We start from the raw sequence: 23756 nt of genomic DNA, 5'->3' as shown, positions 1-23756 counted from the left end.
TACTTAAATAGCGAAAATGGTGCCAGCTGCCACAAAAAAGTTATAAATTGTTGATATTTATAGAAATTAAGCACGGCCACTTGTTGCTGGAGGATTTCCGCTGCCCAGGAAACTGGTGCTCATTGGTGCGTGGCGCGTACAGCTGCACCAGAAAGTGGCGGCTTTGCAGGCTTGCAGGCAGACCTCAGGGGCAATGTACTGAACAGCCTTGCGCTAAAGAAAAGGGACAGCCTTGAGCTATTTAACTGGACAGCCTTGAGCTAATTAGCTGGACAGCCTTGAGCTAATTAGCTGGACAGCCGCAAGTGAATGTCGCCAGAATGACGCGTAAAAACAGGGGTTAATTTTATGAGTTTTGATTTCGCAGCCATTCCCTCCCAGCCCGGGCGGGTCGCCATAGTCACCGGCGCCAACACCGGTTTGGGGTTTGAGACCGCTCGCGGCCTGGCGGAAAAGGGGGTTCAGGTGGTGATGGCCTGTCGCAATTTGGGCAAGGCGGCAGAAGCGCAGCAACGCATCCTGGAACAGTGTCCCGAGGCGCAACTCGAGATTATGGCGCTGGACCTGTCAAGCCTGAAGTCGGTCCGCGAATTCGCCAGCGTCTACCAACAACGTTTTCAGCGCCTGGATATTTTGATCAATAACGCCGGCATTATGATTCCACCATACTCCCTCAGTGTGGATGGTTTTGAATCACAGCTGGCAGCCAATTACCTGGGCCATTTTTTGTTGACCGGGCTGCTGCTGGATACGCTGGAAAAAACCAGTGGCTCCCGCATTGTCGCGCTGGCCTCACTGTCGCACAAATCGGGCAAAATCAATTTCAACGACCTGCAAAGTGAGCGCAAGTACAATGCCTGGAAGTGCTATGCCCAGAGCAAGCTCGCCTGCTTGATATTTGCCTATGAGATGCAGCGCCGCCTGACTGGGGCGGATTACCAGACCATTGCCGTAGCGGCCCACCCGGGCGTATCCGGTACCGATCTGTCCCGCCATATACCCTGGCTGGTGAATAAACTGGTTGCTCCGGTGGTCCTTAAGTTCGGTGGCCAGCCGCCAGAGCAGGGCGTCTTGCCCATTCTCTACGCGGCCCTGGGGGACGATATCTGCGGTGGCGATTACACCGGGCCCACTGGCATCGGAGAATGGAAGGGGCCCGCTGGTAAGGTGAAATCGACCCGGGCGTCACACAATCCTGAAGTGGCGGCGCGGCTGTGGTCTGTGTCGGAGGCGCTCACCGGCATCCACTATTTATCCCCGGCCGCAGAGGTACGAAATAGTGATTGCGCCGGCGCGAAAGTGTAATACAGTGGCATATTGTCTCTGGTGCCTGAGTGGCTGCGAAGCGGTGCACCAACGGCCCCGCTATAGCGCAGAAATCGCCTGTGGCCAGCGGCTTTGGTGTTTGGTTTGGCCGTGAGTTTGACGTTTGGCATTATTGCTCAATGCAGGCCAGGGTGTACACGGCAGGGGATAGCAAGGCAGGGGTAACAAGGCAAAGGTAACAAGGCAAGGGTTACAGCAAAAATAGAACAATAACAACAGTAGGGGAATAGCTATGGTGATTCCGGAAATCATGGGGCAGGTGTTATTTCTGGTGGGCGTTGCGACGGTCGGCCTGCTTATCCAGCGCTTGACCCGCCTCGATATCACCCTGTCAGCCCTTATCGCCGGAGTGCTGAGCGGGTTGCTATTACCCCATATCGGCTTTGATACAGGCATCAGGGCGACTAACATCAAAGACCTGGTGTTCTACGTTATCCTGCCCATACTGATTTTTGAAGCCGCCTGGCATTTAAAGCCGGCTCTCTTGCGGCGCTGGCTGCTGCCAATACTGTTGCTCTCCACCCTGGGAATGCTGATCAGTTGTGGCGTTGTGGCAGTGATTTTGTTTTATGCCATCGGCGCCCCCGAGGGGTTTCCCTGGGTGGCGGCCCTGTTGGCTGGCGCCATCCTGGCGGCGACAGACCCTATTTCTGTGGTCTCTTCTCTAAAAAAGCACAGCGCCCCGGAAGACCTGACCACCCTGGTGGAGGGCGAGAGCCTGTTTAACGACGCCAGCGCCCTGGTGTTGTTTGCCGCGGTACTGAGCTTTGCCGTAGGCGCACAGATTGAAATAAACCAGAACTATATCGCTGTCTTTCTGGAGATATTCTTTGGCGGCCTGTTGTTGGGTTTGCTCGTCGGCCTTGCCGGAGTGATTGTGGTATTAGTGCTGCGGGACAAAACTGCCTCCAATATTGTTCTTATTCTCGTGGCCTTTGCCAGCTTTTATATTGCCGAACACTATTTCCATGTCTCCGGAATTATGGCAGTGGTCAGTGCCGCCTTGTTATCGCGGGTATTATTGCAAGAGTACCAACAAAAATACGTCAGCGGCATAGTCATCACACTGGATTGGTTAGGGTTAACCTTTAACTGCATTATTTTTGTGTTGATGGGGCTGGTGATCACCTTTGACATGTTTACCGAGCGCTGGTTGGCGATGCTGATCGCGATACCCGCGGCGTTGTTGGGACGCGCCTGTGCAGTCTACGGCTGTGGCGCACTGACCCGCTTGCTGCCACACCCGGTGGCGCTGGGATGGCAGCATGTATTGGTGTGGGGCGGGCAGCGCGGTGCCATTGCCATAGTGCTGGTGTTGAGCCTGCCCGTCAGCCTGCCGTATTGGTGGACGGTGCAGTCCATGGTTTACGGCGTGGTGTTGTTTTCGCTATTGGTGCAGGGGAGCACTGCGTTTGCAGTGATCAAAAAGTACAAGGCCTGAAATGGAGTGACCGACGAACCTGCTGGCCAGTCGAAGGCTGCTGCTCCTGGTGACTCATAGCGACAACAGGAGCAGCGGCGCTGCCACCAAAAAGAGGCCATTTGTGCGCGATAAATGGCCTCTTTTTGGTGGACGATGGATTAAGCCAGAGCTTTGCAACTGGCTATAGCAGCGGGCAATTTCACCCGCTGGTTTACCCAGGTTTAATTAATAGCTTCTGACCCAGGACACTAGTTGTCGTAATCCAGCACCGGCTGCAACCAGCGCTCCAGGCTGGCCACCGGCATTTTCTTTCTCGCCGCCAGGGACTCCACCTGGTCCTTCTGGATTTTACCAGTGGGGAAGTAGTGCGACTCCGGGTGGGAAAAATACCAGCCCGAGACACTGGCCGCCGGTGTCATGGCGTAGTGCTCGGTGAGCGTGACATCAATCTCATCAGTGGCGTGCAGCAACTCAAACAGGGTGCCCTTCTCGGTGTGGTCAGGGCAGGCCGGGTAGCCGGGAGCCGGGCGAATGCCTTGATACTGCTCCTTGATCAGGGCTTCATTGCTCAGGTTTTCATCGTCGGCGTAGCCCCAGAACTCCTTGCGCACACGCTCGTGCATGTGCTCGGCAAAAGCCTCGGCCAAACGGTCGGCCAGCGCCTTCACCATAATGCTGTTGTAGTCGTCGTTGGCCTCCTCGTAACGCCGTGCCAGCTCCTCCGCGCCAATGCCGGCGGTGACCACAAAGCCCCCCACGTAATCCGCCTTGCCGCTCTCCAGAGGCGCGACGAAATCGGCCAGCGAGGTATTGGGCTTGGTGTTGCCCGGCTTCTTGGTCTGCTGGCGAATATGATGCAGGCGCGCGCTAACCTGGTCGCGATCGTCGCTGTCATAAAGGGCGATATCGTCGTGCTCGATCGTGTTGGCGGGCCAAAAGCCGATCACCGCCCGGGCTTTCAGCAAGCCTTCGTCAATGATCTTTTTCAACATGGCCTGGGCATCGGCAAACAGGTTGCGGGCTGCTTCGCCCACCACCGCGTCGTCGAAAATTTTGGGGTACTTACCCACCAGGTCCCAGGTGATGAAAAAGGGTGTCCAATCGATGTTGGCCACCAGTTTCTCCAGTGGATAGTCGTCGAATACCCGGGTGCCGAGGAAGCTGGGTACTGGCGGTGAGTAATTGTCCCAGTCCAGTTGCAATTTGTGGCGGATGGACTCGGCGTAGCTGCGCACGGTGCCGCGGGCCTTGCGGCCGGCGTTGCGCTCGCGCACCTTGACGTATTCCTCTTGCACGCCTTTGACAAAATCGCCCCGCAACTCGTCCGACAGCAGGCTGCTGGCCACACCTACCGCGCGCGAAGCATCGGGTACGTAAGTCACCTGGTTGAGCTTGAACTGGGGTTCGATCTTGACCGCCGTGTGGGCCTTGGACGTGGTGGCGCCACCGATCAGCAAGGGCTTGTCGATGCCCTGGCGCTGCATCTCCTTAGCCACGGTGACCATTTCATCCAGCGACGGGGTAATAAGCCCGGAGAGACCGATGATGTCGCAGTTTTGTTCCTGGGCGACCTGCAAGATCTTGTCGCAGGGCACCATAACGCCGAGATCGATGACCTCGAAGTTGTTGCACTGCAGCACCACGCCGACGATGTTCTTGCCGATATCGTGTACATCGCCCTTGACCGTGGCCATCAGGATTTTGCCGTTGGGCTTGGCGCCCTCCTGTTTTTCCGCCTCAATAAAGGGGTTCAGGTAGGCCACAGCTTGCTTCATGACCCGCGCCGACTTGACCACCTGGGGCAGGAACATCTTGCCCTCGCCGAACAGGTCGCCCACCACGTTCATGCCGTCCATCAGCGGGCCTTCGATTACATCCAGCGGCCGCTTCGCCAGCTGCCGGGCGGCTTCGGTATCCTCCTCGATAAACGCGGTAATGCCCTTGACCAGGGCGTGTTGCAGGCGTTTGTTGACCTCCCAACTGCGCCACTCCAGATCTTCTTTTTTCTCGCCGGTACTGCCGTCGCCGCGGTATTTCTCGGCGATTTCCAGCAGCGCCTCGGTGCCGTTATCGCTGCGGTTGAGAATCACGTCCTCGACCCGGTCCCGCAGTTCGGCCGGCAGGTCATCGTAGACCGCCAGCTGGCCGGCATTGACGATGCCCATATTGAGCCCGGCCTTGATGGCGTGATAGAGAAACACCGAGTGAATGGCTTCCCGCACCGGGTTGTTGCCGCGGAAGGAGAAGGAGACGTTGGATACGCCGCCGGAAATACCGGCGTGGGGCAGGTTCTGCTTGATCCAGCGGGCCGCCTCGATAAAGTCCACGGCGTAGTTGTTGTGCTCGTCGATGCCGGTGGCGACCGCAAAGATATTCGGGTCGAAAATGATATCCGCCGGGTTAAAGCCGATCTTGTCCACCAGCAGTCGATAGGAGCGCTCACAGATTTCGGTTTTGCGCTGCAGGGTATCGGCCTGGCCGCTCTCGTCAAAAGCCATAATGACCACGGCAGCGCCGTAGCGCTGGCACAGCCTCGCTCGCTCGAGGAATTCCTGCTCGCCTTCCTTGAGGCTGATGGAGTTCACCACCGGCTTGCCCTGGATGCATTTCAGGCCGGCCTCGATGATTTCCCACTTGGAGGAGTCGACCATGATCGGCACCCGGGCGATATCCGGCTCACCGGCGATCAGGTTGAGAAATCGCACCATGGCCGCCTGGGCGTCGAGCATGCCCTCATCCATATTGATATCAATAATCTGGGCGCCGTTTTCCACCTGCTCCAGCGCCACTTCCAGTGCGGTGGCGTAGTCTTCCTGCACGATCAGGCGCTTGAACTTGGCCGAGCCGGTGACGTTGCAGCGCTCACCCACATTGACGAACAGTGAGTCGGCGGTGATGTTGAAGGGCTCCAGGCCGCTTAAACGGCAGGCAGGCTCGATTTCCGGCAGGGCGCGCGGGGCGATATCCTGCAGGGCGTCGGCGATGGCTTTGATGTGCGCTGGGGTGGTGCCACAGCAGCCGCCGATGATATTGACGAAGCCACTGGTGGCGAACTCCCGCACGATCGCGACCATCTCTTCCGGGGTCTGGTCGTACTCACCGAATTCGTTGGGCAACCCGGCATTGGGGTGGGCCGAGACGCGGCAGTCGGCCACCCGGGACAATTCCTGCACGTACTGGCGCAACTCCGCCGCACCGAGGGCGCAGTTGAGGCCGATCGACAGGGGCTTGGCGTGGGCCAGGGAATTGTAGAACGCCTCGGTCGTCTGCCCGGACAGGGTGCGGCCGGAGGCATCGGTAATAGTGCCGGAAATCATAATCGGCAACTCGATGCTGTGGCGTTCAAAATACTCCATCACGGCAAAAATGGCGGCTTTGGCGTTGAGGGTGTCAAAAATCGTTTCTATCAGCAGGATGTCGACACCGCCGTGCACCAGCCCGTCGATTGACTCCAGGTAGTTTTGCACCAGCTGGTCAAAGGTGACGTTGCGCGCGCCCGGGTCGTTGACGTCCGGGGAAATGGAGCAGGTACGGCTGGTGGGCCCTATGACGCCAGCCACAAAACGCGGCTTGGCCGGGTTTTTGGCGGTCATTTCATCGGCCACTTCACGGGCTATGCGGGCCGAGGCCAGGTTGAGCTCGTGCGCCAGTTCTTCCATTTCGTAATCGGCCATGGAAATACGGGTGGCATTGAAGGTGTTGGTCTCGATGATATCGGCACCGGCCTCCAGGTAAGCGCTGTGTATTTCCTTGATGATTTGTGGCTGGGTGAGCGACAGCAGGTCGTTGTTGCCGGCAATATCCATATGGTAATCGGCGAAACGCTGGCCCCGGTAATCGCTTTCCTGCAGCTGGTAACCCTGGATCATGGTGCCCATGGCCCCGTCGAGAACCAGGATACGGTTAGCGATCGCATCGAGCAGTGGGGCGGGGTTGGGCAGCTTGGTGTCGGGCATTGTATAAACCTTGTTGTGTGTCGCAGTATGGGTATTCATCGTCTGGCACAGACGCTCCGCGGCTGATAGCAGGGGCCGGACTCCGGGACCGGAGGCCGCAAGTGCCAGGTTTGTTCGACCGGCAGGCCGATCTATATCAAAAAATATTGATATAGGTTGGTATTTTAGCAGAAATGCCGGAAATGTCCCGCCTTATTCCAGATAAATGACGGCAGCTGGTTTATTATATCCGCGGCGCTGTCGAGCAGCACTCAGGGGTTGGTGCTAATCACCCTTATTTTTTCTCCGGTTTTTATACGCAGCAGTTTCTCGTAAAATGGGGGACACAGACGATTAGGGTATTTATTAGATGGTAAACGTAACGATTACAGATTCGGCACAGGAGTACTTGGCTGGCCTGCTGGCCAAGCAGGAGTGTGAAGGAATTGCCATACGCATGTTCGTTGCCAATCCCGGTACCGCCCAGGCAGAAACTTGCATCGCCTATTGTCGTCCGGGGGAAGAAGAAGCGGATGACGTCAAGTTGGAGCTGAAATCCATTACCGCCTTTTTTGAAGGCCGCAGCATCCCGTTTCTGGATGACGCCAAGGTGGACTATGCGCCCGATCGTATGGGTGGGCAGTTGACCATCCGCGCACCTAATTCGAAAATGCCACAGGTAACCGACGACAGCCCTGTGGAAGACAGAATCAATTACGTGCTCTACAACGAAGTCAATCCGGGCCTGGCGGCTCACGGCGGCAATGTTACCCTGGTCGAATACACCGATGACCACTACGCCGTATTGCAGTTTGGCGGCGGGTGCCAGGGCTGCAGCGCCGTGGATGTGACCTTGAAAGAGGGGGTTGAGCGAACCCTGATGGAACGCATTCCGGGCCTGGCCGGCGTGCGCGATATGACCGATCACACCGACACCTCCCAGGCCTACCTCTAATTCAGTGCTCGGGTAGCGCGGTATTTCTGCCCGAGACATTGCTGCTCTGCCGGACTTGTAGTTTTCTGGCTTTGCTTTTGTACAACTTAAGGTTTCCCACAAATTAAGGACTACAAGCCAGGGCTTGCTAATAGCCAGGATTTTCCCGCAAGCCGGGATTTCCCGGTCTGTGGTTCCCGAGCTTTTCCCCCGAATAAAAGACTACCGCCCGAATGCAAGCGCCCGCAGTGCCGGGTTGTCGGCAGTGCGGGCGCTCAATGTAGGTGGCTGAGGCGCTTAAAGTGCTGTTGAACAGTCTCTAAGTGTCAATTAAAACAGCAGGTTACCTGCGGTTTTTAAGGGCGTCTTTAAGCTTGTCAGCCATGCTCCTGAGGGTCTTTTCGGTGACTTCCCAGCCGATACAGGCATCGGTTACCGAGACCCCGTATTTCAGGTCCGCCAGGTTCGAGGTCAGCTTCTGGTTGCCCTCACCAATATTGCTTTCCACCATGATGCCGATGATGGACTTGTTGCCCTCCAGAATCTGGTTGGTGATATTCTCCATCACCAGCGGCTGCAATTCATGGTTTTTGTTGGAGTTGGCGTGACTGCAATCGACCATAATATTGGTGGACAGGCCGGCCCGCTGCAGCGCTTGCTCGCACACTGCAATACTGACCGAGTCGTAGTTGGGTTTGTCGTTGCCGCCGCGCAGCACTACGTGACCGAAGGCGTTGCCCTTGGTGTGGGTGATCGCCACCTGGCCGTCGGGGTTGATGCCGAGAAAGCGGTGCGGGCTGGAGACTGATTCAAGGGCGTTGATCGCCACGGTCAGGCCACCATCGGTGCCGTTCTTGAAGCCCACCGCTGACGACAGGCCGCTGGCCATTTCCCGGTGGGTTTGGGATTCTGTGGTTCTCGCGCCCACCGCCGACCAGGAGATCAGGTCCTGGATATACTGCGGCGAAATGGGGTCGAGAGCTTCGGTCGCTGCCGGCAGACCCATTTCGGCGATATCCAGCAGCAGCTTGCGCCCGATGTGCAAACCCTCCTGGATCTTGAAGGAGTCGTCCAGATAGGGGTCGTTGATCAGTCCTTTCCAGCCAACGGTAGTGCGCGGCTTTTCAAAGTACACGCGCATAACGATAAAGAGCGAGTCCTTGACCTCTTCGGCCAGCGCCCGCAGGCGCTTGGCATAGTCTATCGCCGCGTCGACATCGTGGATAGAGCAGGGGCCGATCACAACCATCAAGCGGTGATCTTCGCCACTGAGGATTTTGCGCACGGTCTCCCGTCCCTCGGTAACCACCTGCGCTGCTTGCTCGCTGATCGGCAATTCGGCCTTGATGCCGGCCGGCGAGATCAATATTTCCTGGGACACGATGTTGAGATCGTCTACCGTATACTCTGTCATGAACACTACCTGATTGGTTTATTTTGCAGGGCCGACATTCTACTGAAAAACGCCGGGTCAGGGAAATAAATCGCCGCCCTGTCGGCAATATCCGCTCGTTTCAATCCAGCTCCTGGAAATGCCCCAGCAGCGGGAAATACAGGGCTGCACGCACTGGCAGCGCGGCGCTGTCACTGAACAGCTGGCGGTAGCGCTGCATCTGCGCCCGGTAGCTGCCAACCTCGGCGCTGACGAAATCCGCCAGCGGCTGCTCCGGCGCGGGGCTGGAGGATTTGTAGTCGATAACCCAGCGCACCCCGTCGGCGACAAAGGTACGGTCGACTATGGAGTTGCGGGGTTGACCGGCCAGCGCCCAGTAGCTGCTTTCCACGGCCGAATGCTGGTGGCGGTTGTCCAGCAGCCAGCGGCCACGACTGTCTGCCAGGGTGCGGCGCACGCCCAGCTCGACCTGATCGGCAGCGCTGTCCAGCTCGGTGCCATTGAGGCCCAGTTGTTGCAGCTGGACCCGCCAAAAGGGCTGTTGGCGCTGAATGCGAGCGTCATCCCAGTGGTGGCTGCCGTCACTGGCGATGCGTGCCAGGGTGCGGTGCAGGACCAGGCCGATATAACGCTGGCCGCGGTGGCGGAACTGATCGTCCGCCACCTGATTGTCGTCGTCATCGTACTCGCTGCCGCGATAGGCGGCCAAGAGGCTTGACGGTACCAGTGCCGGCCGCTGCCAGGCGGGAGGCAGGCGCCGGATAATACCCTCGTTGGCGGCGGGCAAGCTGGTTGTGGCGGTGTCTGGCGCGGCCGGGTAGAGCTGCACTTGATCCTCCACCGCCGACCAGATAGATGCCAGCAGGGAGCCGCTTGGGGGCGGTTTCGGCTGGCCGCTCTTGCTGTCGCTTTTCAGGTTGCCGAGCAGGTGCAGGCGCTTGATTGCCCGGGTGCAACCGACGTAAAACAGGCGGGTGGATTCCAGCTCACTCTTGAGCTTCACCTCTTCGCGCAGGTATTCGTAGAGCGGATCGGTATCCTCGCCAATGGCGGAGAGCGGGCTCAGCAGCAGGCGCTTTTGGTGGCTGTTGTTGATCCGCTCCTGCCACAGCAACAGGGCTTTGTCGTCGCTGCGCGAGCCCTGGTCCAGGCCGGGCATAATGACCGTCTCAAACTCCAGGCCCTTGGACTTGTGGATGGTCATTACTTCCACCTGGATATCATCGCCGCTGAGGGGGCGGGCGTAGAGCTGGTCCACCGCGTGCTGGAAGTCTTCCCAGCTGGCAATCTGGCCGCCCTCGTCGAATTGCTCCAGCAGGCGGAAAAAGTCGTTGGCATTTTCCAGGTCGTTGGCGTCCAGTAGCGCGGCCGGCCCGCCGAGAGCGACCCACAGGCCCTCCACCAGGTGGCGCAGGCTTTTGCGCTGGCGCTCGCGCCAGGCCAGGCAGAGCAGCGGCGCGCTGCGCTGCAACAGTGCGCGGCCCTCCGGACTGAGCCCGGTCAAGGTCTGCAGCTGCTGCAAGTTGTGCAGGATAACGGGACGCTGGCGCTTTTTGCCTGAGTCGGGGTCCGTTACCGGGTTTTTCTGGTAGTCGGCGTGCTGGTTGGCGAGAATCAGCAAATCGGCGTTGTCGAGGCCGATCCAGGGAGCGCGCAATAGCGCCAGCCAGGCGTTGCGATCACTGGCATCGGTCAGGGCCCGGGTCAGGCTGATCAGGTCGACGATGGTCATGCGACTGGCCAGCGGGTCGATATCCGTAGCGCGCCAGCGGATGCCGGCCCCGTGCAGGGCCGGAATGATACTGCGCAACAGGCCGCGGTTGCGCACCAAAATGGCAATGCGGCTACCGTCATTGCCGTCGCCCCCAGCGGCGCCCTCGCCATTACTTTGCGCCAGAGCCTGTTGCACCAGTTGTACCACCTGGTCTGCCTCAGCGCGGCGATCTTCGGCGTCGAGAAAGGCGTGGATGTGCACCGCGTCGCCAGGCAGGGCTTGCTTGAAAGGAATGGATTCCGAATAGGCCACGGCGCCACGGGAAATATCTTCCCGGTCCGGAAAAGCCTGCCGGAAGGCCCGGTTGACCCAATCGACCACGCCGGCCTGGGAGCGAAAGTTGACCTGCAGGTCGATGGGTGTCAGTGGGGTGGCACCGATGCCCGTTTGGCGGGCATCGAGAAACAGGCCGACGTTGGCGTTGCGAAAGCCATAACAGGACTGCATTCCGTCGCCGACGATAAACAGGGTGCGGCCGTCGCCAGGTTGCCAGCCGGCCGTTAGCCGCTCCAGCAGTCGCCATTGGGTCGAGGACGTGTCCTGGAACTCGTCCACCAGAATGTGACTGATCTGGTAATCCAGGGCCAGGCCCAGTTCGGTGGGCTGCTCCTCGTCACCCAGGGCGAGCAGGGCGCCCTGGGTTATCTCGCCGTAATCGGTGGCATTCAGTTTGCGAAACACCAGTTTCAACTGCGATACACACCAGGGCAGAATGCGGGTCAGGCTGTCCAGCAGGCGCCACTGGTGGGGCTGGTAGCGGGCCGGGGGCAAGTAGCGCACCAGGCGCAGCAAGCTGAGCAGCCCCGGCTCGGCACTGAACGTCTCCAGCAGCGCGCCCATGGCCTCTTTCTTGTCCCGGGCCAGGGCCTTGGAGGCCTTGTCGGTGCCTGCCGGAAAGCCGCTTTTTACGGTCAGGCCGCGCTGTTTGCGCCAATTGCCATCAGCGGTGAGCAGCAGGTCCGCCAGAGCCCGCCAGAGTGGCAGCGCCGCCGGTTCAGTCCCGGGCAGCTCGCAAATGCCCGCCAGTTGCGCCACGGCCAGGTGGGGGGCATCCCGCTGGCAGTTGCTGGCGGCGTAATCCGCCAACAGGTAGAGGTCGCTGGCCCAGGGCAACAGCAATTCGCCCAGTTCCGCCAGGCTTTCTTCAATCAACTCCGCCAACACGCCTTCAAAGTAGCTGCGCGCCGCCCCGTCGCGGGAGGCGTACAGGGGCTGCAACCATTGATCGCGGTTCTCCAGCAACTTTACCAGCAGGTCGAGAATGCGATCCTTGTTGTTGTCAAAATGCAGAAACAGCTGGCCGATATCTTCTTGCAGCGGGCCCTCCTGTTCCAGTGCCTGCAGGGCTTGTTCCGCCGCCTGGCGGTAGGCCCGACGCGGGTTGTCGAGCATACGCGTGCTGCCGCCGATGGTGCTGCTGAGCGGGTTCATCAGGGTCAGCGAGCGGCACAGACCGTCGATGGTGTGAACCCGCAGCCGCTGGGGGCTCTGTAACAACTGCCAGTTTTTCTCACGGTCGCACTGCAGCACCTTGTGGGCGAGGTCCCAGGTGTGCTGCTGATGCGGGTCTTCAGGGCGCTCGCTGCTGGCGGCCAGTTCGATGGCGGCGCTGATGCGCTGCTTCATCTCGGCGGCGGCCTTGCGGGTAAAGGTGATGCACACCACTTCTTCCGGGTGTTCGCACAGCGGCAGCAGGGTCAGCACCCGCTGGGTTAACAGGCCGGTTTTGCCGGACCCGGCCGGCGCACTGACCGCAAACGAGGTGTCCGCTTGCAGGGCCAGTTGCCGCTGGCGGTAATCGGGGGGCTGGGTCACGACTGTGGCTCCGTACTACTGCCGAGGCGGAGCTGGATTTCCGCCTGCTCGGGCCAGCGCAACAGCGGCGCAAGGTGCTGGTAGTGGCGGCGCAGGGCCGGTGCTTTGATTTGCCCGCTGCAATCGCCGGCGAGAAACTCGGTCACCAGATTGGTTAACGCCGTACGCCAGTGTTCCAGGGTGTCGGGCCAGTTGTCGGGCAGCTCCAGCTTTTCCCGTTGCTGGGGGGAGAGAAAGCCCGGGTGATCGACGCTGATTTCGCCCACAGCGACCATTTGCACCTCATTGGCATTAATCCCGGCAAACATTATGGCGTCAACCTGGGGCTGGTAATTGAGGCTGTAGAGTGGCAGTTGGGGTTCCTCCGGGCGCGCACCGGCCCATTGCTGCGCGGCTATCTTGCCGGTTTTGTAGTCGATCATGACCCGCTCACCGGTGTCCAGTTTGTCAACCCGGTCCAGGCGCAACTGCAGCGGCAGGCCGGCAAAATTGATATCCAGTGCCTGCTCGATGGCCTCGACCCTGAAATCAGGGCGCTGCTGTTCCAGCTCCAGCCAGCGCTCCAGCAGTTGCCCGAGGCGCTGGCCTTCGAGGGCCAGGTAGCGGGCGCCCAGCTGGGCCGGTTCGCGCCGCTGTAAATTGCCGATATGCTCAGCGATGACCGAGTGCAGCAACTGCTGCAGCGGGTCAGGTTCGAGTGCCAACAGAGCCTGCCGGGTTTGCAGGCGAGACCATATATCCGCCAGGCAGTCGTGCACCAATTGGCCCCGCTGCACCGGGGTCAGGCCATCGGCGGGTCGCCATTCGTTCTCGGCGCCGACCCGGTGCAGCAGGAAGGCCGCGGCGGGCAGTATGGCCTGGTCCTTCAGCAGGCGGGTGCCGCCGCGCAGGCCGGCCAATTCCGGCGCAGTCACCGCCGGCGCGCTGTTGAGGTTGAGCCATTGAAAATCGCTGTTGCTCGCCTGGCGCTGCAAATAGGCTTGCCATTCAGCTGGGCACTGTTGCAGCGCGGTTGCTTCGGCCGCTTGCGGCAGGTCGGCGACCAGCGGGCTGGGTTGCAGTTCCGCCTCGTCGTCCTGGGCGGCGAAACTGAACATTACTTCGTCCGCGCAGCGACGGTAGTTGTCCGTCAGGCGCTGGGCGTAGAGCAGCTCCCGGCTGGCATCGGCGTGGGGCATGCCGTAGTGGCGCTGCAGTGCCAGCGGCAGGAGCGGGTTGGGCTGGGCCGCCGGGGGCCAGTTCTTTTGCGCCATCCCCAGCACCCAGCAGTGGGAAAACTCCAGCCCGGCGCCCTCCAGTATGCCCAGTATCTGGATCGGGGAATTCGGGGTTTGGGCCTGGAAGTGGGTGTTCATGGCCAGCTGCCCGAGCAGGTCGAGGGCAGTGCTGCAGTCCATAACGGCCTGGCTAATATCGAAGCGGGCAAATTCTTCCAGCAACTGGTACCACTGACTCATCTGCTGGTATTCGTTGCTGTCCAGGCGCCGTTCTCCAGGCCATCCGAGGCAGCGCAGTTGCCGTTCAAACAGTGTCGCCCAGCGGCTGGCGGGGGCCTGGCGGGGGTGTTGTCGGCGCAGCGATTCCACTGTTTGCAGGGCGTTATCGAGCCATATCCCATAGTCGGGCTTGCCCTCCTGGTCGTCGCGGCCGGAGAGTGTGGCAGGGGGCTGCTGTTCGGCCAGTCGATGGCAATAGCGGCGCAGTTGGCCGGTGCTGGTGTGCTCGCGCTGGTCGCGGCGCAGTTGCGCGACCAGTTGCTGTAAAAAGTCCAGTTCCAGGCCGGGGCCCCAGAAGGTTGAGTTGAGTAGCATCACCAGGTCGGCAACCGCCCAGTTGGAGAAATTCAGCCGCAACAATTGCAGTGTGGTGTGAATCAGCGGCACGCTGCCCAGGGGCACACCCGCGGAAAAGTTAAAGGGCAGGGTATAGCGCGCAGTGTGCGGCAGGCTGTAGTGGGGTTCGAAGGTTTCGGTAAAGACCCGTTCGATCAGCGTTCTGGATTGGCCCAGCTCAGGTGCGATTACCGCGATGCTGGCCTCACTGTTGGCCTGCAGCTGCTGCAGCGCCCAATTGGCCGCGGCGCGCACTTCCGCCTCGCTGGATTCACATTTGACCAACTGGCAGGTGGCCGGTTGTTGCCGGGAGATGGCAGCGACCCGTTGCGTGCGGGTCGCTATAGCGGCGAAAAGGGCTGTTGTCAGTGGCGGCAGGTCTTCAAACCCCAGCGCCAGCAGGTTAGCTTCCCGGACCAACAGCCCCTCCTCAAAAGCCTCGATGATCACCTGCTGGGCCTGTTCCGGCAGGCACAGGTGCAGGCTGGCGAGACGCTCCTGAAAAGGGGCCAGCCACTGTACCAAACCCGGCTTTTCCGCTTCCGCAAAGGGGGCGAGGTCGGCCTCTGTCAGTTGCCAGCGCAGCAGGGCCCGGTAGGCCGAGGCGGCATCATTAGCCAGGCTCAACGGATTGATCAGCGCGGTGCTGCCGGTGTCACTGTTGATGACGTCGAGCCACAGGGAGCGCTGCTGACTGTCGCTGGCAAGCATGCGCGGGTCGGCAATTGCGGCGGCGTCCAACAACTCCTGGTAAGTGGCCTCAATCCAGTCGGCGAGGGCAAAGACACGTGGCGCGCGCCAGACTGTCGCGCCGCTGGCCAGGCAGTATTGACTGTAGGCGTCAATAACCTTGCGCCGCAAGCGGCTGTTGGGAGTCAGAATCAGGTGATCTGCATCGATCGCCGGCAGCAGTGGCTGGATGGAGAATAGACTTGCAGGCATGGATATCCGGGCTGATCGTTAGAGAGTGGCGGGATAATGTCACAGCCGGGCGGGGCTGTCACGGGTTGACCGTGCACTCCTTTGTGCCTGGCAATTCAATTGCCGGCGAGGCCTTACAGGTACCTAATTCCGCCTATGAATAAGCCAGCTATCGGCGATAGCAAACATATACCCTGTAGCCCTTGGGACAGTAGCTTTGCTCCCGGCCTGGCTGCAGGGACTTGCTTTCAAGACTCGCCGTGGTTCCATCCATGGAGGCTCCACGACAGCATCCCTGCTGTCGAGGGTCTTGAAAGCAAGCCCCCGAAGCCAGACCTAACATAGTGCCGGCTGCAGGATGCTTGGCTTAGGTGGTAATTAGGTACAGGTATATTGCTGTTAATTCTGCCCGCGGCCTTAGCCCGCCATTCGCTGTTTATAGGTGCGGACGATTTGGTTAAAGTTTTCCGCCACAGAGTGCATCTCGTCCACCATAATGTTGTGTCTTCTGGTGGACTTGTTGCAATCAAGAAATGCCTCGCCCTGGCTCAGGAACGCCTTGACATCATTTTTGGCTTTTACCATCTGCGGGGTGACCGCGGTCATGGGGTCCGGCAGTGCGGGCGGGTGGGGCGGCGTGCAGGCCAATGCGGCGCTGCCAGTAAGTCCAAATAGCGTGGCGGCGATCAGTGTTTGCAAAGTGTTCATGTATCTGGAGCCTTTCAGATCTATAATTGTCGGTTTGCTGGTAACAGCCCGGTGGCAATGACGCCACCGCTATGGCGTCAGCCTTGATAGAAATCATTCCCTTATTAAAAATAGCACAGGATTCAGGGGCTGATTATTTTTCCGGGAAAATGTGAACTGCATACAGAAAATCACCCATATTGCAGCGTGCAAAAGCCTGTTTGCAGCTTGCAATAACCTGGCTGTAGCATGCATATGAAGTTCGCTGTCAGGCTTTTTCCACAAACTGGTCGGCGATTAGCTGCAAATACAAAGGCGCTTCAGCGCTAAAAATAGCGTCGCCGCCGCCCCGATGGGCTTTGCAGAGGTGATCTTTGGCGGCCTGCTGCCGGTCCATATGGTGCAGGCATTGACCGAGGCGCAAGTGGATAAACGGGTTGTCGCTGGTGTCCGGACAGAAGTCGGCTGACTGCAGGGCCTCGCAGGCCTGCTGGTATTGACCGAGGCGATAGTAGGTATCACCGATACCGGTCAATATCCAGCCAGCTTCGGGGTATTGCGCCTGGGGTTTGGGAAGCAGGAGCCAGGCTTGATAAAATAGACGCAGCGCTGACTTGAAGTCTTGTTTATCATAGGCACCGTAGGCAGCGGCACAGTGTCGCTTGATTAACCGGGTGGTTTCCTGGGGCAATTCAGACATATTCGGGCCGTACAGCGTAACGTTATTATTTTAAAGACTATTGTTTTGGTGAGCGCGGTTCTGGCAAAAAGTGCGGCTAAAAGCATAAATTGGAAATGGCTAAATGACCAGTTTTACCCTCTCAATCCATGAAATTGCGGCATTTCTGGCCGGGCTATGCGTGGCGGCGCTGCTCGGCTGCTGGTTACATCAGCGCCGCCAACAGTGGTTACAAATGCGACTGAGCAGTGAATTTGGCCAGATCGAACAGGACCAGTTGCGCCAGATCGGCCTGTTGCGGCAGGAGTTAAATCACCGCTCGGCGCTCTGCCAGCAACAGCAAACCCAGCTGCAGCAGCGGCAGCAAGAGCACAGGTTGCTGCAAGGGGAGTTCAGTGAGGTGCAGAAACAACTGGCCAGTTCGCGCCAGTCACTTACCCGGTTGCATGAACTGGAGCAGGAGGTGGTGCGTAGAGAACAGGACTACAAGCAGTTGCTGGCCGAGCACAAGGGGCTCGAGGCCCGCGCTGCCAGCGAGAAACAGGCACTGGAAGAAAAGCTGGTACTGCTACGGGAAACCCGCGAACAATTGAATGGGGAATTTCAGTTGCTGGCCAACAAGATCTTTGCAGACAAGCAGTCCCAGTTTGCCGAGCAGTCCCGCCACACCCTCAACGCCAGTGTGGAGCCACTGAAGACCCAAATCGAGGCCTTCCGCAAAAAAGTTGAAGACGCCTACGACAAGGAGAGTGCAGAGCGCAACCAGCTGGTTGGCCAGATCGCTGAGTTGCAAAAGCAGACTCGCCAGATCGGAGAGGATGCCATCAACCTCACCAATGCGCTGAAGGGCGATTCCAAAGTCCAGGGTAATTGGGGCGAGGTGATCCTGGAACGGCTGTTGGAGCAGTCGGGGTTACAGAAGGGGCGCGAGTACGAGGTCCAGGTGGCGCTGAAAGATGAGCACGGCAGACGCCGCAACCCCGACGTTATTGTGCGCCTGCCAGAACAAAAAGATATCGTCATCGACTCCAAGGTATCCCTGCTGCATTACGAGCAATTTATGAATGCCGCGGAAAAAGCCGAGCAGGAGCGCCTGTTAAAGTTGCACCTGGGGTCGCTGCGCGCACATATCCAGCAGCTCAGCAGCAAGTCCTACGAAAAACTGGAGGGAATTCGCAGTCTCGATTTTGTATTTTTATTCGTGCCGATCGAGGCGGCCTTTATGCTGGCCCTGCAGGCAGATCAATCGCTGTTTCAGGAAGCCTATGAAAAGCAGATTATTTTGGTCAGCCCGACCACACTGCTGGCGATGCTGCGCACAGTGGAAAACATCTGGCGTTATGAAAAGCAGAATCGCAACGCCGAAGAGATTGCCCGCCAGGCCGGTGGCTTGCACGATCAGTTTGCTCGTCTGCTAGAGGCGATGAACGAGGTTGGCCGGCAGATCCAGAAAACCGGTGACGCATACGACCTGGCCCGCAAGCGTTTGGTGGATGGTAATGGCAATTTGGTCAAGCGGGTCGACGGCCTGCGCAAGCTGGGCGCGAAAACCAAAAAGCAATTTCCTCCGGGCATGTTGCCGGAATCCGAAGTGGCATTGCTTGAAGATGAGTCCTAGCGTTTCCTAATTACCACCTAAGCTAAGCGTCGTGCAGCCGGCACTATGTTAGGTCTGGCTTCGGGGGCTTGCTTTCAAGACCCTCGACAGCAGGGATGCTGTCGTGGAGCCTCGAGCCCGCCCCGCGAGCGGAGCGAGTGCTTTGGGTGCATGGATGGAACCTGAGCCTGCCCCGCGAGCGCAGCGAGTGCTTTGGGCACGGCGAGTCTTGAAAGCAAGCCCCTGGAGCCAGGCCGGGAGCAAAGCTGCTGTCCCAAGGGCTACAGGGTATATGTTTACTATCGCCGATTGGCTTATTCATAGGCGTAATTAGGTAGTGTTTAAACGTTACACAAGCTTTACAGCAGCTAACGAGAGCAAAAAATAGAGAGTAGAACATTGAATAGCTTAACAATATTGGCAGTACTGGCAGTGGTAATCGTCCTGGTTCTGGCGGGGGTGGCAATTTACTACCTGCTGCGAGTGAGAAAGATGGAGCAGGAGCGCCAGCAGCAACTGGACGCCATGGCCGAGGAGCGGGCGGCACAGCGGCTGCGCCTGATCAAAAGTATTCAGCTGATCGCCCGGGGTATGCTGGACGACCAGCTCACACTGACCGAAGGGGCCATTCGCATCAAGGTTATGCTCGACGGCCTGGCAGTGGAGGAGGATACCCGGCAGGCCTATGTGGCTTTTTACCATTTGGCTGCTGCCACCGATCATATCCCCATTCTCGGCGAATGGAAAAAGCTCAGTACCAAACAGAAATTACAGTTCGACAGCCAGCGCGAGCAACTGGAAAGGGATCACCGGGAATTTGTCCTGGATGCCGCCAAGCGTATCCTGGTGGCCAAGTTTTAATTAATCAAATCGCTTCTGTTTTGCGCTTGAGCAACACGCCCGACTCAATATGGTTGGTGTAGGGGAATTGGTCAAACAAGGCCAGTCGCTCGATGTCGTGGCTGTCAGTCAGCTGTGCCAGGTTGTCTGCCAGGGTTTCCGGGTTGCAGGATACGTAGAGTATATTGGGGAATCTTTGCACCATGGCCAGGGTGTCGGCGTCCAGCCCGGCTCGCGGCGGATCGACAAAAATAGTGGAAAAGTTGTAGGCGTCCAGGTCGATTTCGCGCAGACGGCGGAACGCTCGTTGCTTGTCCATGGCTTGGGTAAACTCCTCGCTGGACATGCGCACCACCTGGATATTGTCCACGCCGTTCAGTGTCATATTGTGGAGCGCGGAATTTACCGAGGTTTTGGAAATTTCCGTCGCCAGCACCCGCTCAAAGTGTCGCGCCAGTGGCAGGGTGAAATTGCCGTTGCCACAATAGAGCTCCAGCAAGTCACCGCCCAGGCCCTCCGCTGCAGCCACTGCCCAGGACAGCATCTTTTCGCACACCCTGGCGTTCGGCTGGGTAAAGCTGGTCTCGATTTGCTGGTAGCGGTATTCCTGTGTGCCCACCTTCAGGGTCTCGGTAACATAGTCGTTACCTATCACCAGCTTTTGCTTGCGGCTGCGGCCGACAATATTGATATCGAGAGCAGCGGCGAGCTGTTCGGCCTCATGGCGCCAGTTTTCATCCAGCGGTCGATGATAAATCAGGCTGATAACACACTGGTTTGACAGCGTGGTGAGAAACTCTACCTGGAACAGGCGTTTCGACAACAGCGAGGAGCGATTAATGGCTTGCAGCAGCAGTGGCATCAGGCGATTGATAGCCTCGCTGCCCACCGGGAAGTCTTCGATCACAAAGGGTTGCTTGTACTGCCCGGGCTGGTACATGGCGTAATGAGCGGCGCCGTCGGCGTGCCAGACCTTGAATTCCGCCCGCATCCGGAAGTGACTGGGCGGCGACTCAAACACCTCGACAGCGGGTGCTGAGAACGGGCTCATCAGCGCGGTAATTTTGCTGGCTTTGGCAGCTAACTGGTCGGGGTACTGGTCCGGGTATACGAGATTAATGGTCATGCGGGGGCGATCGACTCAACTAAAAGCCGGGCATTATACCCGCGCGACTGGTGAGTTACGACCGCCTTGTGTGCCGGGCAATGCCGCAATACTGGACTTTAGGGGATCTCTAAGCTGCCGGGGTTATTACAAATGGTTTACAATAGCATCTGTAGACATTTGAGCGACGAGGTAACAATGCAAACCCTGGAAGTAGGTCCTGCTGTGGAAGTCGATATGCGGGAGGGTATGAGGCGCCTGGCTTCGGGCGTCTGTGTTATCTCTTCGGTGGACCAGCAACAACAACCGTTTGCCATGACGGCCACCTCGGTGACGTCGGTATCTGATACGCCACCGTCGCTGCTGGTCTGCGTCAACAAGCAGGCGTCCATTCACTCGGCCATTTCAGCCAGTGGCAGATTTTGCGTTAATTTACTCAGTCGCCAGCAGGAAGATATATCCAACCGCTGTTCCGGCGGGGAAGAGGGTATTGGTCGCTTTGCGGTGGGCAATTGGAATACCAGCGCTGAGCTGCCTTATCTGCAGGACTGCCTGGCGGTATTTACCTGTAAAACCGAGCAGCAAATGGACTATGGCACCCACAGGATTTTTATCGCCAGAATAGAAAAAGTGGCGGTGCCAACTGACGCGATCATCGAGCCGCTGATTTATCTCAATGGCGGCTATCGCTAGCACATCTCATTTTCGTCACGCGAGTCACCGCCGTTCGCGAGCGCAAGGTATCTGGCCGCGGTTGCCAGGCGTACAGTCGCGTCTTACTGGCGCTGCTCACAGCGGCCCCACTCACAGTGAAATAGTTGCTGCTGCTTTTCGCAGACGACAATATAGGCCTCATTCGGCCATTGATTTTGCAGAATATACATGCGCGGCTGGGGGCAGTCGTTGGAGCGGCTGCGATTTTCAAGCATAAAGTAAGAGCGACCCGGGTTGCTGGTCAGGTCGCGGTTGCCGGCCAGGGTTGGTACCTGCTCGCCTGTGGCCGGGGCCGCCGGGTGTTGCCGCGCGTAGTCCAGTAACTCCCGGGCGACATTTTCCTCCATAGCTGTTTCGAGCTTGCCCTGCAGCACTTCCGCGGCACAGACCGCTTCCCGGCCGAAGCGCACGATTATCCCGCGCACCTGTTTTAAAGCCGCAGATTGTTCTGCCTGGAGAAATTCATAGGCGCTCGGTGCTACGTCTTCGCCCCCGTAATTGAACCTGTGCTCGCGCAGCGAGGCCCGGTAAAACCCGTCGGCTCCTGCCACCAATGCCCAGTTAACGGCTTGCCACTGCTCGCACAAGTCTGCCGCAGCGGTGCTTGTGGCGGTGTCTGCGGGGCTGTCGCTGTACACCGGATTGCTGGCCAGGTATTGCTGCGCCGTCTGCACGTAAATGGCTTGTTGCAGCAGTCGCTCAGCGGCCGTTTGCAGTTGCAGATAGGAAACAGTGTGTACCGGGGCGCTCTGGCAAGCAGCCAGAAGCAATGCACTCGCGCAACAGAAAAGACAGGTCAGGACTTTAATAAAAGGCATAAAAGGCAGCAGCCAGCTTCTATTTTGACGATGTAATCGGCAGCGAGATAATAAACGTGGTGCCTCGCCCCGGCTCGGTTTCAACCTCGATGGTGCCATCGTGGTGTTCGGTAATAATAAAATATGAAATAGACAGGCCGAGACCGGTGCCCTGACCGGCCTCTTTGGTGGTAAAGAAGGGTTCGAAGATATGGCGGCAAATCGACTCGGGGATGCCCGGCCCGTTATCTTCTATCTCAATATAAATATAGCGGGAGTCGGCGCGGGTTCTCAATGTCAGCATTGGCTCCACGGTCGATTTAGTCTGGTCCAGGCCAAAAGCTTGATAGGCATTGATGATCAGGTTCAGAAAAACCTGTTGCAGTTCAATTTGTGAGCAGTCGATAAGCGGCAGGTTGGGGTAGAACTCCTTCTTGATACGGACGTTTTTTTTGCCTGTGGCACTTGCCAGGCCAAAGGAGTTGACGGCCAGTTCCAGGCTGTGGTCGATCAGGGCACCGATATCGGTTAACTGGCGCTCCGATATGCTGGTGCGAGAGAATTCCAGCATGTTATTGACGATCTTGGCCGAGCGCTCGCCAGCTTCTTGTATAGCGTCCAGAAAGCTGAAAATTTCCCGCGTCTGTAAATAGGCCTGCACCTGTTCAAGGGATGTACCTAGCTCCTCAGCTTTAAGTTTGTTTTGTGGTAATTCCATGGAAGTGCGACGGTAAATGTTCTGTACGCTGTTCATTATCGCCGTCAGCGGATTGTTGATCTCGTGAGCAATGCCGGCCGCCAGTTCCCCCAGCGACATCATTTTCTCGTTTTGAATCATCATGGATTCCATGCGCACACGCAGTGAAACGTCATCGACGCGAATGACCACCCCGGTCAATTGGCTGGACATCAGGGGGTAGATGGTCATGTCTATGTGTCGGCGCTCATCGCCAAAGTTGTGGGCAAGATTCTCGCGGGTTTGCGGCGCACCGTTGCTAATGGTCTCGTTGATCAGCTTGCTGTCGACCGGCAGTTCGGGATAGATATCGTGCAGGTTGCGCCCCAGGGCCAGATCCGCCGGGATATTGGTCGCTTTTTGGGCGGCAGTATTCCAGTGGGTGATTTCACCGTCGCGGGTGACGCCGATCAATTCCGAGGGCATCGAATTGATAATACTGTGCAAGTATTCCTGGGTTTCCCGCAATCGCACTTCGGTCAATTCGTGCTTGGCAATTTCGTCGTACAACTGGTTGTTAATGTGGCGCATCCGGTCAGTGCGCTCACTGACCCGCTGCTCGAGGTCGGTGCGGGCCGTTTTCAGTTGCTTCTCCGAGCGTTTATGGCGCCTGCGGCTGATCTGGATGTCAATGATAAACAGGCTTTGCAGGGCAATCACCAACCATGCCAGCACCAGCAGGTCCGGCTTGATATCCCAGTGCAGAAACACCAGTAGCAGCGACAGGCAGCTCACCAGCAGCAGGGCGGCGGCTAGCTGGCGCAGATGGTGTTGAAGTTTCTCCTGATCAGGCATGAATCCTGGCCGTGAATGAGACTGTTGTAAGCTCCAGTTTGTACATTCAATTGTTCATAAAATCAACAGGTTACAGTTTGTTTCACTATTTTGTAGAAAGCCGTTGACTATACATGGTATTTCAGTAGAATGCGCGACTCTTGCCAAGCGGGTGGATAGCTCAGCTGGGAGAGCATCGCCCTTACAAGGCGAGGGTCGGGGGTTCGATCCCCTCTCCACCCACCACTTTCTCTCTGCGTGATAGGAGAAGTTGGCGCAGGCAAGAAATGCGGACCGGTAGTTCAGTTGGTTAGAATGCCGGCCTGTCACGCCGGAGGTCGCGGGTTCAAGTCCCGTCCGGTCCGCCACTATTCGAAGAAGCTGCCCTATGGCGGCTTTTTTTCTGCCTGTAGAAACTACCAAGCCAGGACGGGACGCGAAGCCGCAAGCGGGTTCACTAACTTTGTCCCGGAC

15 protein-coding genes and 2 tRNA genes are annotated in these 23756 nt (G+C 58.2%); 8 read left to right on the top strand and 9 right to left on the bottom strand.

All coding sequences use genetic code 11. The annotated features are described in order from the left end of the window. Positions 1-348: 348 nt before the first annotated feature. Both G8764_RS18610 and G8764_RS18605 read left to right on the top strand, forming a co-directional pair. Positions 349-1305 carry an oxidoreductase gene (locus G8764_RS18610; protein WP_166166473.1) on the top strand — a complete coding sequence of 319 codons (957 nt, stop codon included), beginning with the start codon at positions 349-351 and terminating at the stop codon, positions 1303-1305. A 253-nt stretch (positions 1306-1558) separates the two neighbouring features. Beyond that, entirely contained in the window at positions 1559-2767 is a 1209-nt protein-coding gene (locus G8764_RS18605; protein ID WP_166166471.1) for a cation:proton antiporter, read from the top strand. A 230-nt stretch (positions 2768-2997) separates the two neighbouring features. On the opposite strand, the gene metH is transcribed toward G8764_RS18605, so the two are convergent. Continuing rightward, a complete protein-coding gene (gene metH, locus G8764_RS18600; RefSeq protein WP_166166469.1) occupies positions 2998-6705 on the bottom strand; it encodes a methionine synthase in 3708 nt (1235 codons plus the stop codon). 349 nt (positions 6706-7054) lie between these two features. Between metH and nfuA the strand changes: the two genes are divergently transcribed. Next, on the top strand, positions 7055-7639 hold the full coding sequence (gene nfuA / locus G8764_RS18595) for a Fe-S biogenesis protein NfuA (RefSeq protein WP_166166467.1): 585 nt from the start codon (positions 7055-7057) through the stop codon (positions 7637-7639). Between the two features lie 322 nt (positions 7640-7961). Here nfuA and G8764_RS18590 read toward each other — a convergent pair whose 3' ends face one another. The 5 genes from G8764_RS18590 to G8764_RS18570 all read right to left on the bottom strand — a co-directional run bounded on the left by G8764_RS18590 (position 7962) and on the right by G8764_RS18570 (position 16740). Continuing rightward, positions 7962-9032 carry a 3-deoxy-7-phosphoheptulonate synthase gene (locus tag G8764_RS18590; protein ID WP_166166465.1) on the bottom strand — a complete coding sequence of 357 codons (1071 nt, stop codon included), beginning with the start codon at positions 9030-9032 and terminating at the stop codon, positions 7962-7964. A gap of 100 nt (positions 9033-9132) precedes the next feature. Continuing rightward, positions 9133-12600: a UvrD-helicase domain-containing protein gene (locus G8764_RS18585; protein ID WP_166166463.1), complete on the bottom strand. Its 3468-nt coding sequence runs from the start codon at positions 12598-12600 to the stop codon at positions 9133-9135. Continuing rightward, positions 12597-15374 carry a PD-(D/E)XK nuclease family protein gene (locus tag G8764_RS18580; protein ID WP_166166461.1) on the bottom strand — a complete coding sequence of 926 codons (2778 nt, stop codon included), beginning with the start codon at positions 15372-15374 and terminating at the stop codon, positions 12597-12599. Before G8764_RS18580 ends, G8764_RS18585 begins: the two co-directional genes overlap by 4 nt. Positions 15375-15770: 396 nt before the next feature. After that, the gene (locus tag G8764_RS18575) at positions 15771-16061 is read right to left on the bottom strand and encodes a hypothetical protein (protein ID WP_166166459.1); all 291 of its coding nucleotides are present in this window, start codon (positions 16059-16061) and stop codon (positions 15771-15773) included. 247 nt (positions 16062-16308) lie between these two features. Beyond that, positions 16309-16740, bottom strand: coding sequence for a tetratricopeptide repeat protein (locus G8764_RS18570; protein WP_166166457.1), 432 nt, complete (start codon positions 16738-16740; stop codon positions 16309-16311). Positions 16741-16843: 103 nt separating this feature from the next. On the opposite strand from G8764_RS18570, the gene G8764_RS18565 reads away from it, so the two are divergent. Both G8764_RS18565 and G8764_RS18560 read left to right on the top strand, forming a co-directional pair. Continuing rightward, positions 16844-18337 (top strand): DNA recombination protein RmuC, encoded by a 1494-nt coding sequence (locus G8764_RS18565; protein ID WP_243748903.1) that lies wholly within the window; start codon positions 16844-16846, stop codon positions 18335-18337. Between the two features lie 378 nt (positions 18338-18715). After that, positions 18716-19177: a DUF2489 domain-containing protein gene (locus G8764_RS18560; protein ID WP_166166455.1), complete on the top strand. Its 462-nt coding sequence runs from the start codon at positions 18716-18718 to the stop codon at positions 19175-19177. A 4-nt stretch (positions 19178-19181) separates the two neighbouring features. On the opposite strand, the gene trmA is transcribed toward G8764_RS18560, so the two are convergent. After that, positions 19182-20282, bottom strand: coding sequence for a tRNA (uridine(54)-C5)-methyltransferase TrmA (gene trmA, locus G8764_RS18555; protein WP_166166453.1), 1101 nt, complete (start codon positions 20280-20282; stop codon positions 19182-19184). Between the two features lie 177 nt (positions 20283-20459). On the opposite strand from trmA, the gene G8764_RS18550 reads away from it, so the two are divergent. Continuing rightward, positions 20460-20954 (top strand): flavin reductase family protein, encoded by a 495-nt coding sequence (locus tag G8764_RS18550; protein WP_166166451.1) that lies wholly within the window; start codon positions 20460-20462, stop codon positions 20952-20954. Between the two features lie 83 nt (positions 20955-21037). Here the strand turns inward: G8764_RS18550 and G8764_RS18545 are convergent, their stop codons facing one another. Both G8764_RS18545 and G8764_RS18540 read right to left on the bottom strand, forming a co-directional pair. Further along, complete coding sequence (locus G8764_RS18545) at positions 21038-21745, bottom strand: hypothetical protein (RefSeq protein WP_166166449.1); 708 nt, start codon at positions 21743-21745, stop codon at positions 21038-21040. A gap of 67 nt (positions 21746-21812) precedes the next feature. Continuing rightward, positions 21813-23303, bottom strand: coding sequence for a two-component system sensor histidine kinase NtrB (locus G8764_RS18540; RefSeq protein WP_166166447.1), 1491 nt, complete (start codon positions 23301-23303; stop codon positions 21813-21815). A gap of 149 nt (positions 23304-23452) precedes the next feature. Between G8764_RS18540 and G8764_RS18535 the strand changes: the two genes are divergently transcribed. Next, positions 23453-23528, top strand: a tRNA-Val gene (locus tag G8764_RS18535). A gap of 45 nt (positions 23529-23573) precedes the next feature. Beyond that, positions 23574-23650 (top strand) — tRNA-Asp (locus tag G8764_RS18530). Positions 23651-23756: the final 106 nt, after the last annotated feature.

Source organism: Pseudomaricurvus alcaniphilus (genome assembly GCF_011440395.1).
In the GTDB taxonomy this organism is placed as follows: domain Bacteria; phylum Pseudomonadota; class Gammaproteobacteria; order Pseudomonadales; family Cellvibrionaceae; genus Pseudomaricurvus; species Pseudomaricurvus alcaniphilus.
Note: the sequence above shows the minus strand (reverse complement) of the source record. Positions and strands in the feature narration are given on the sequence as shown.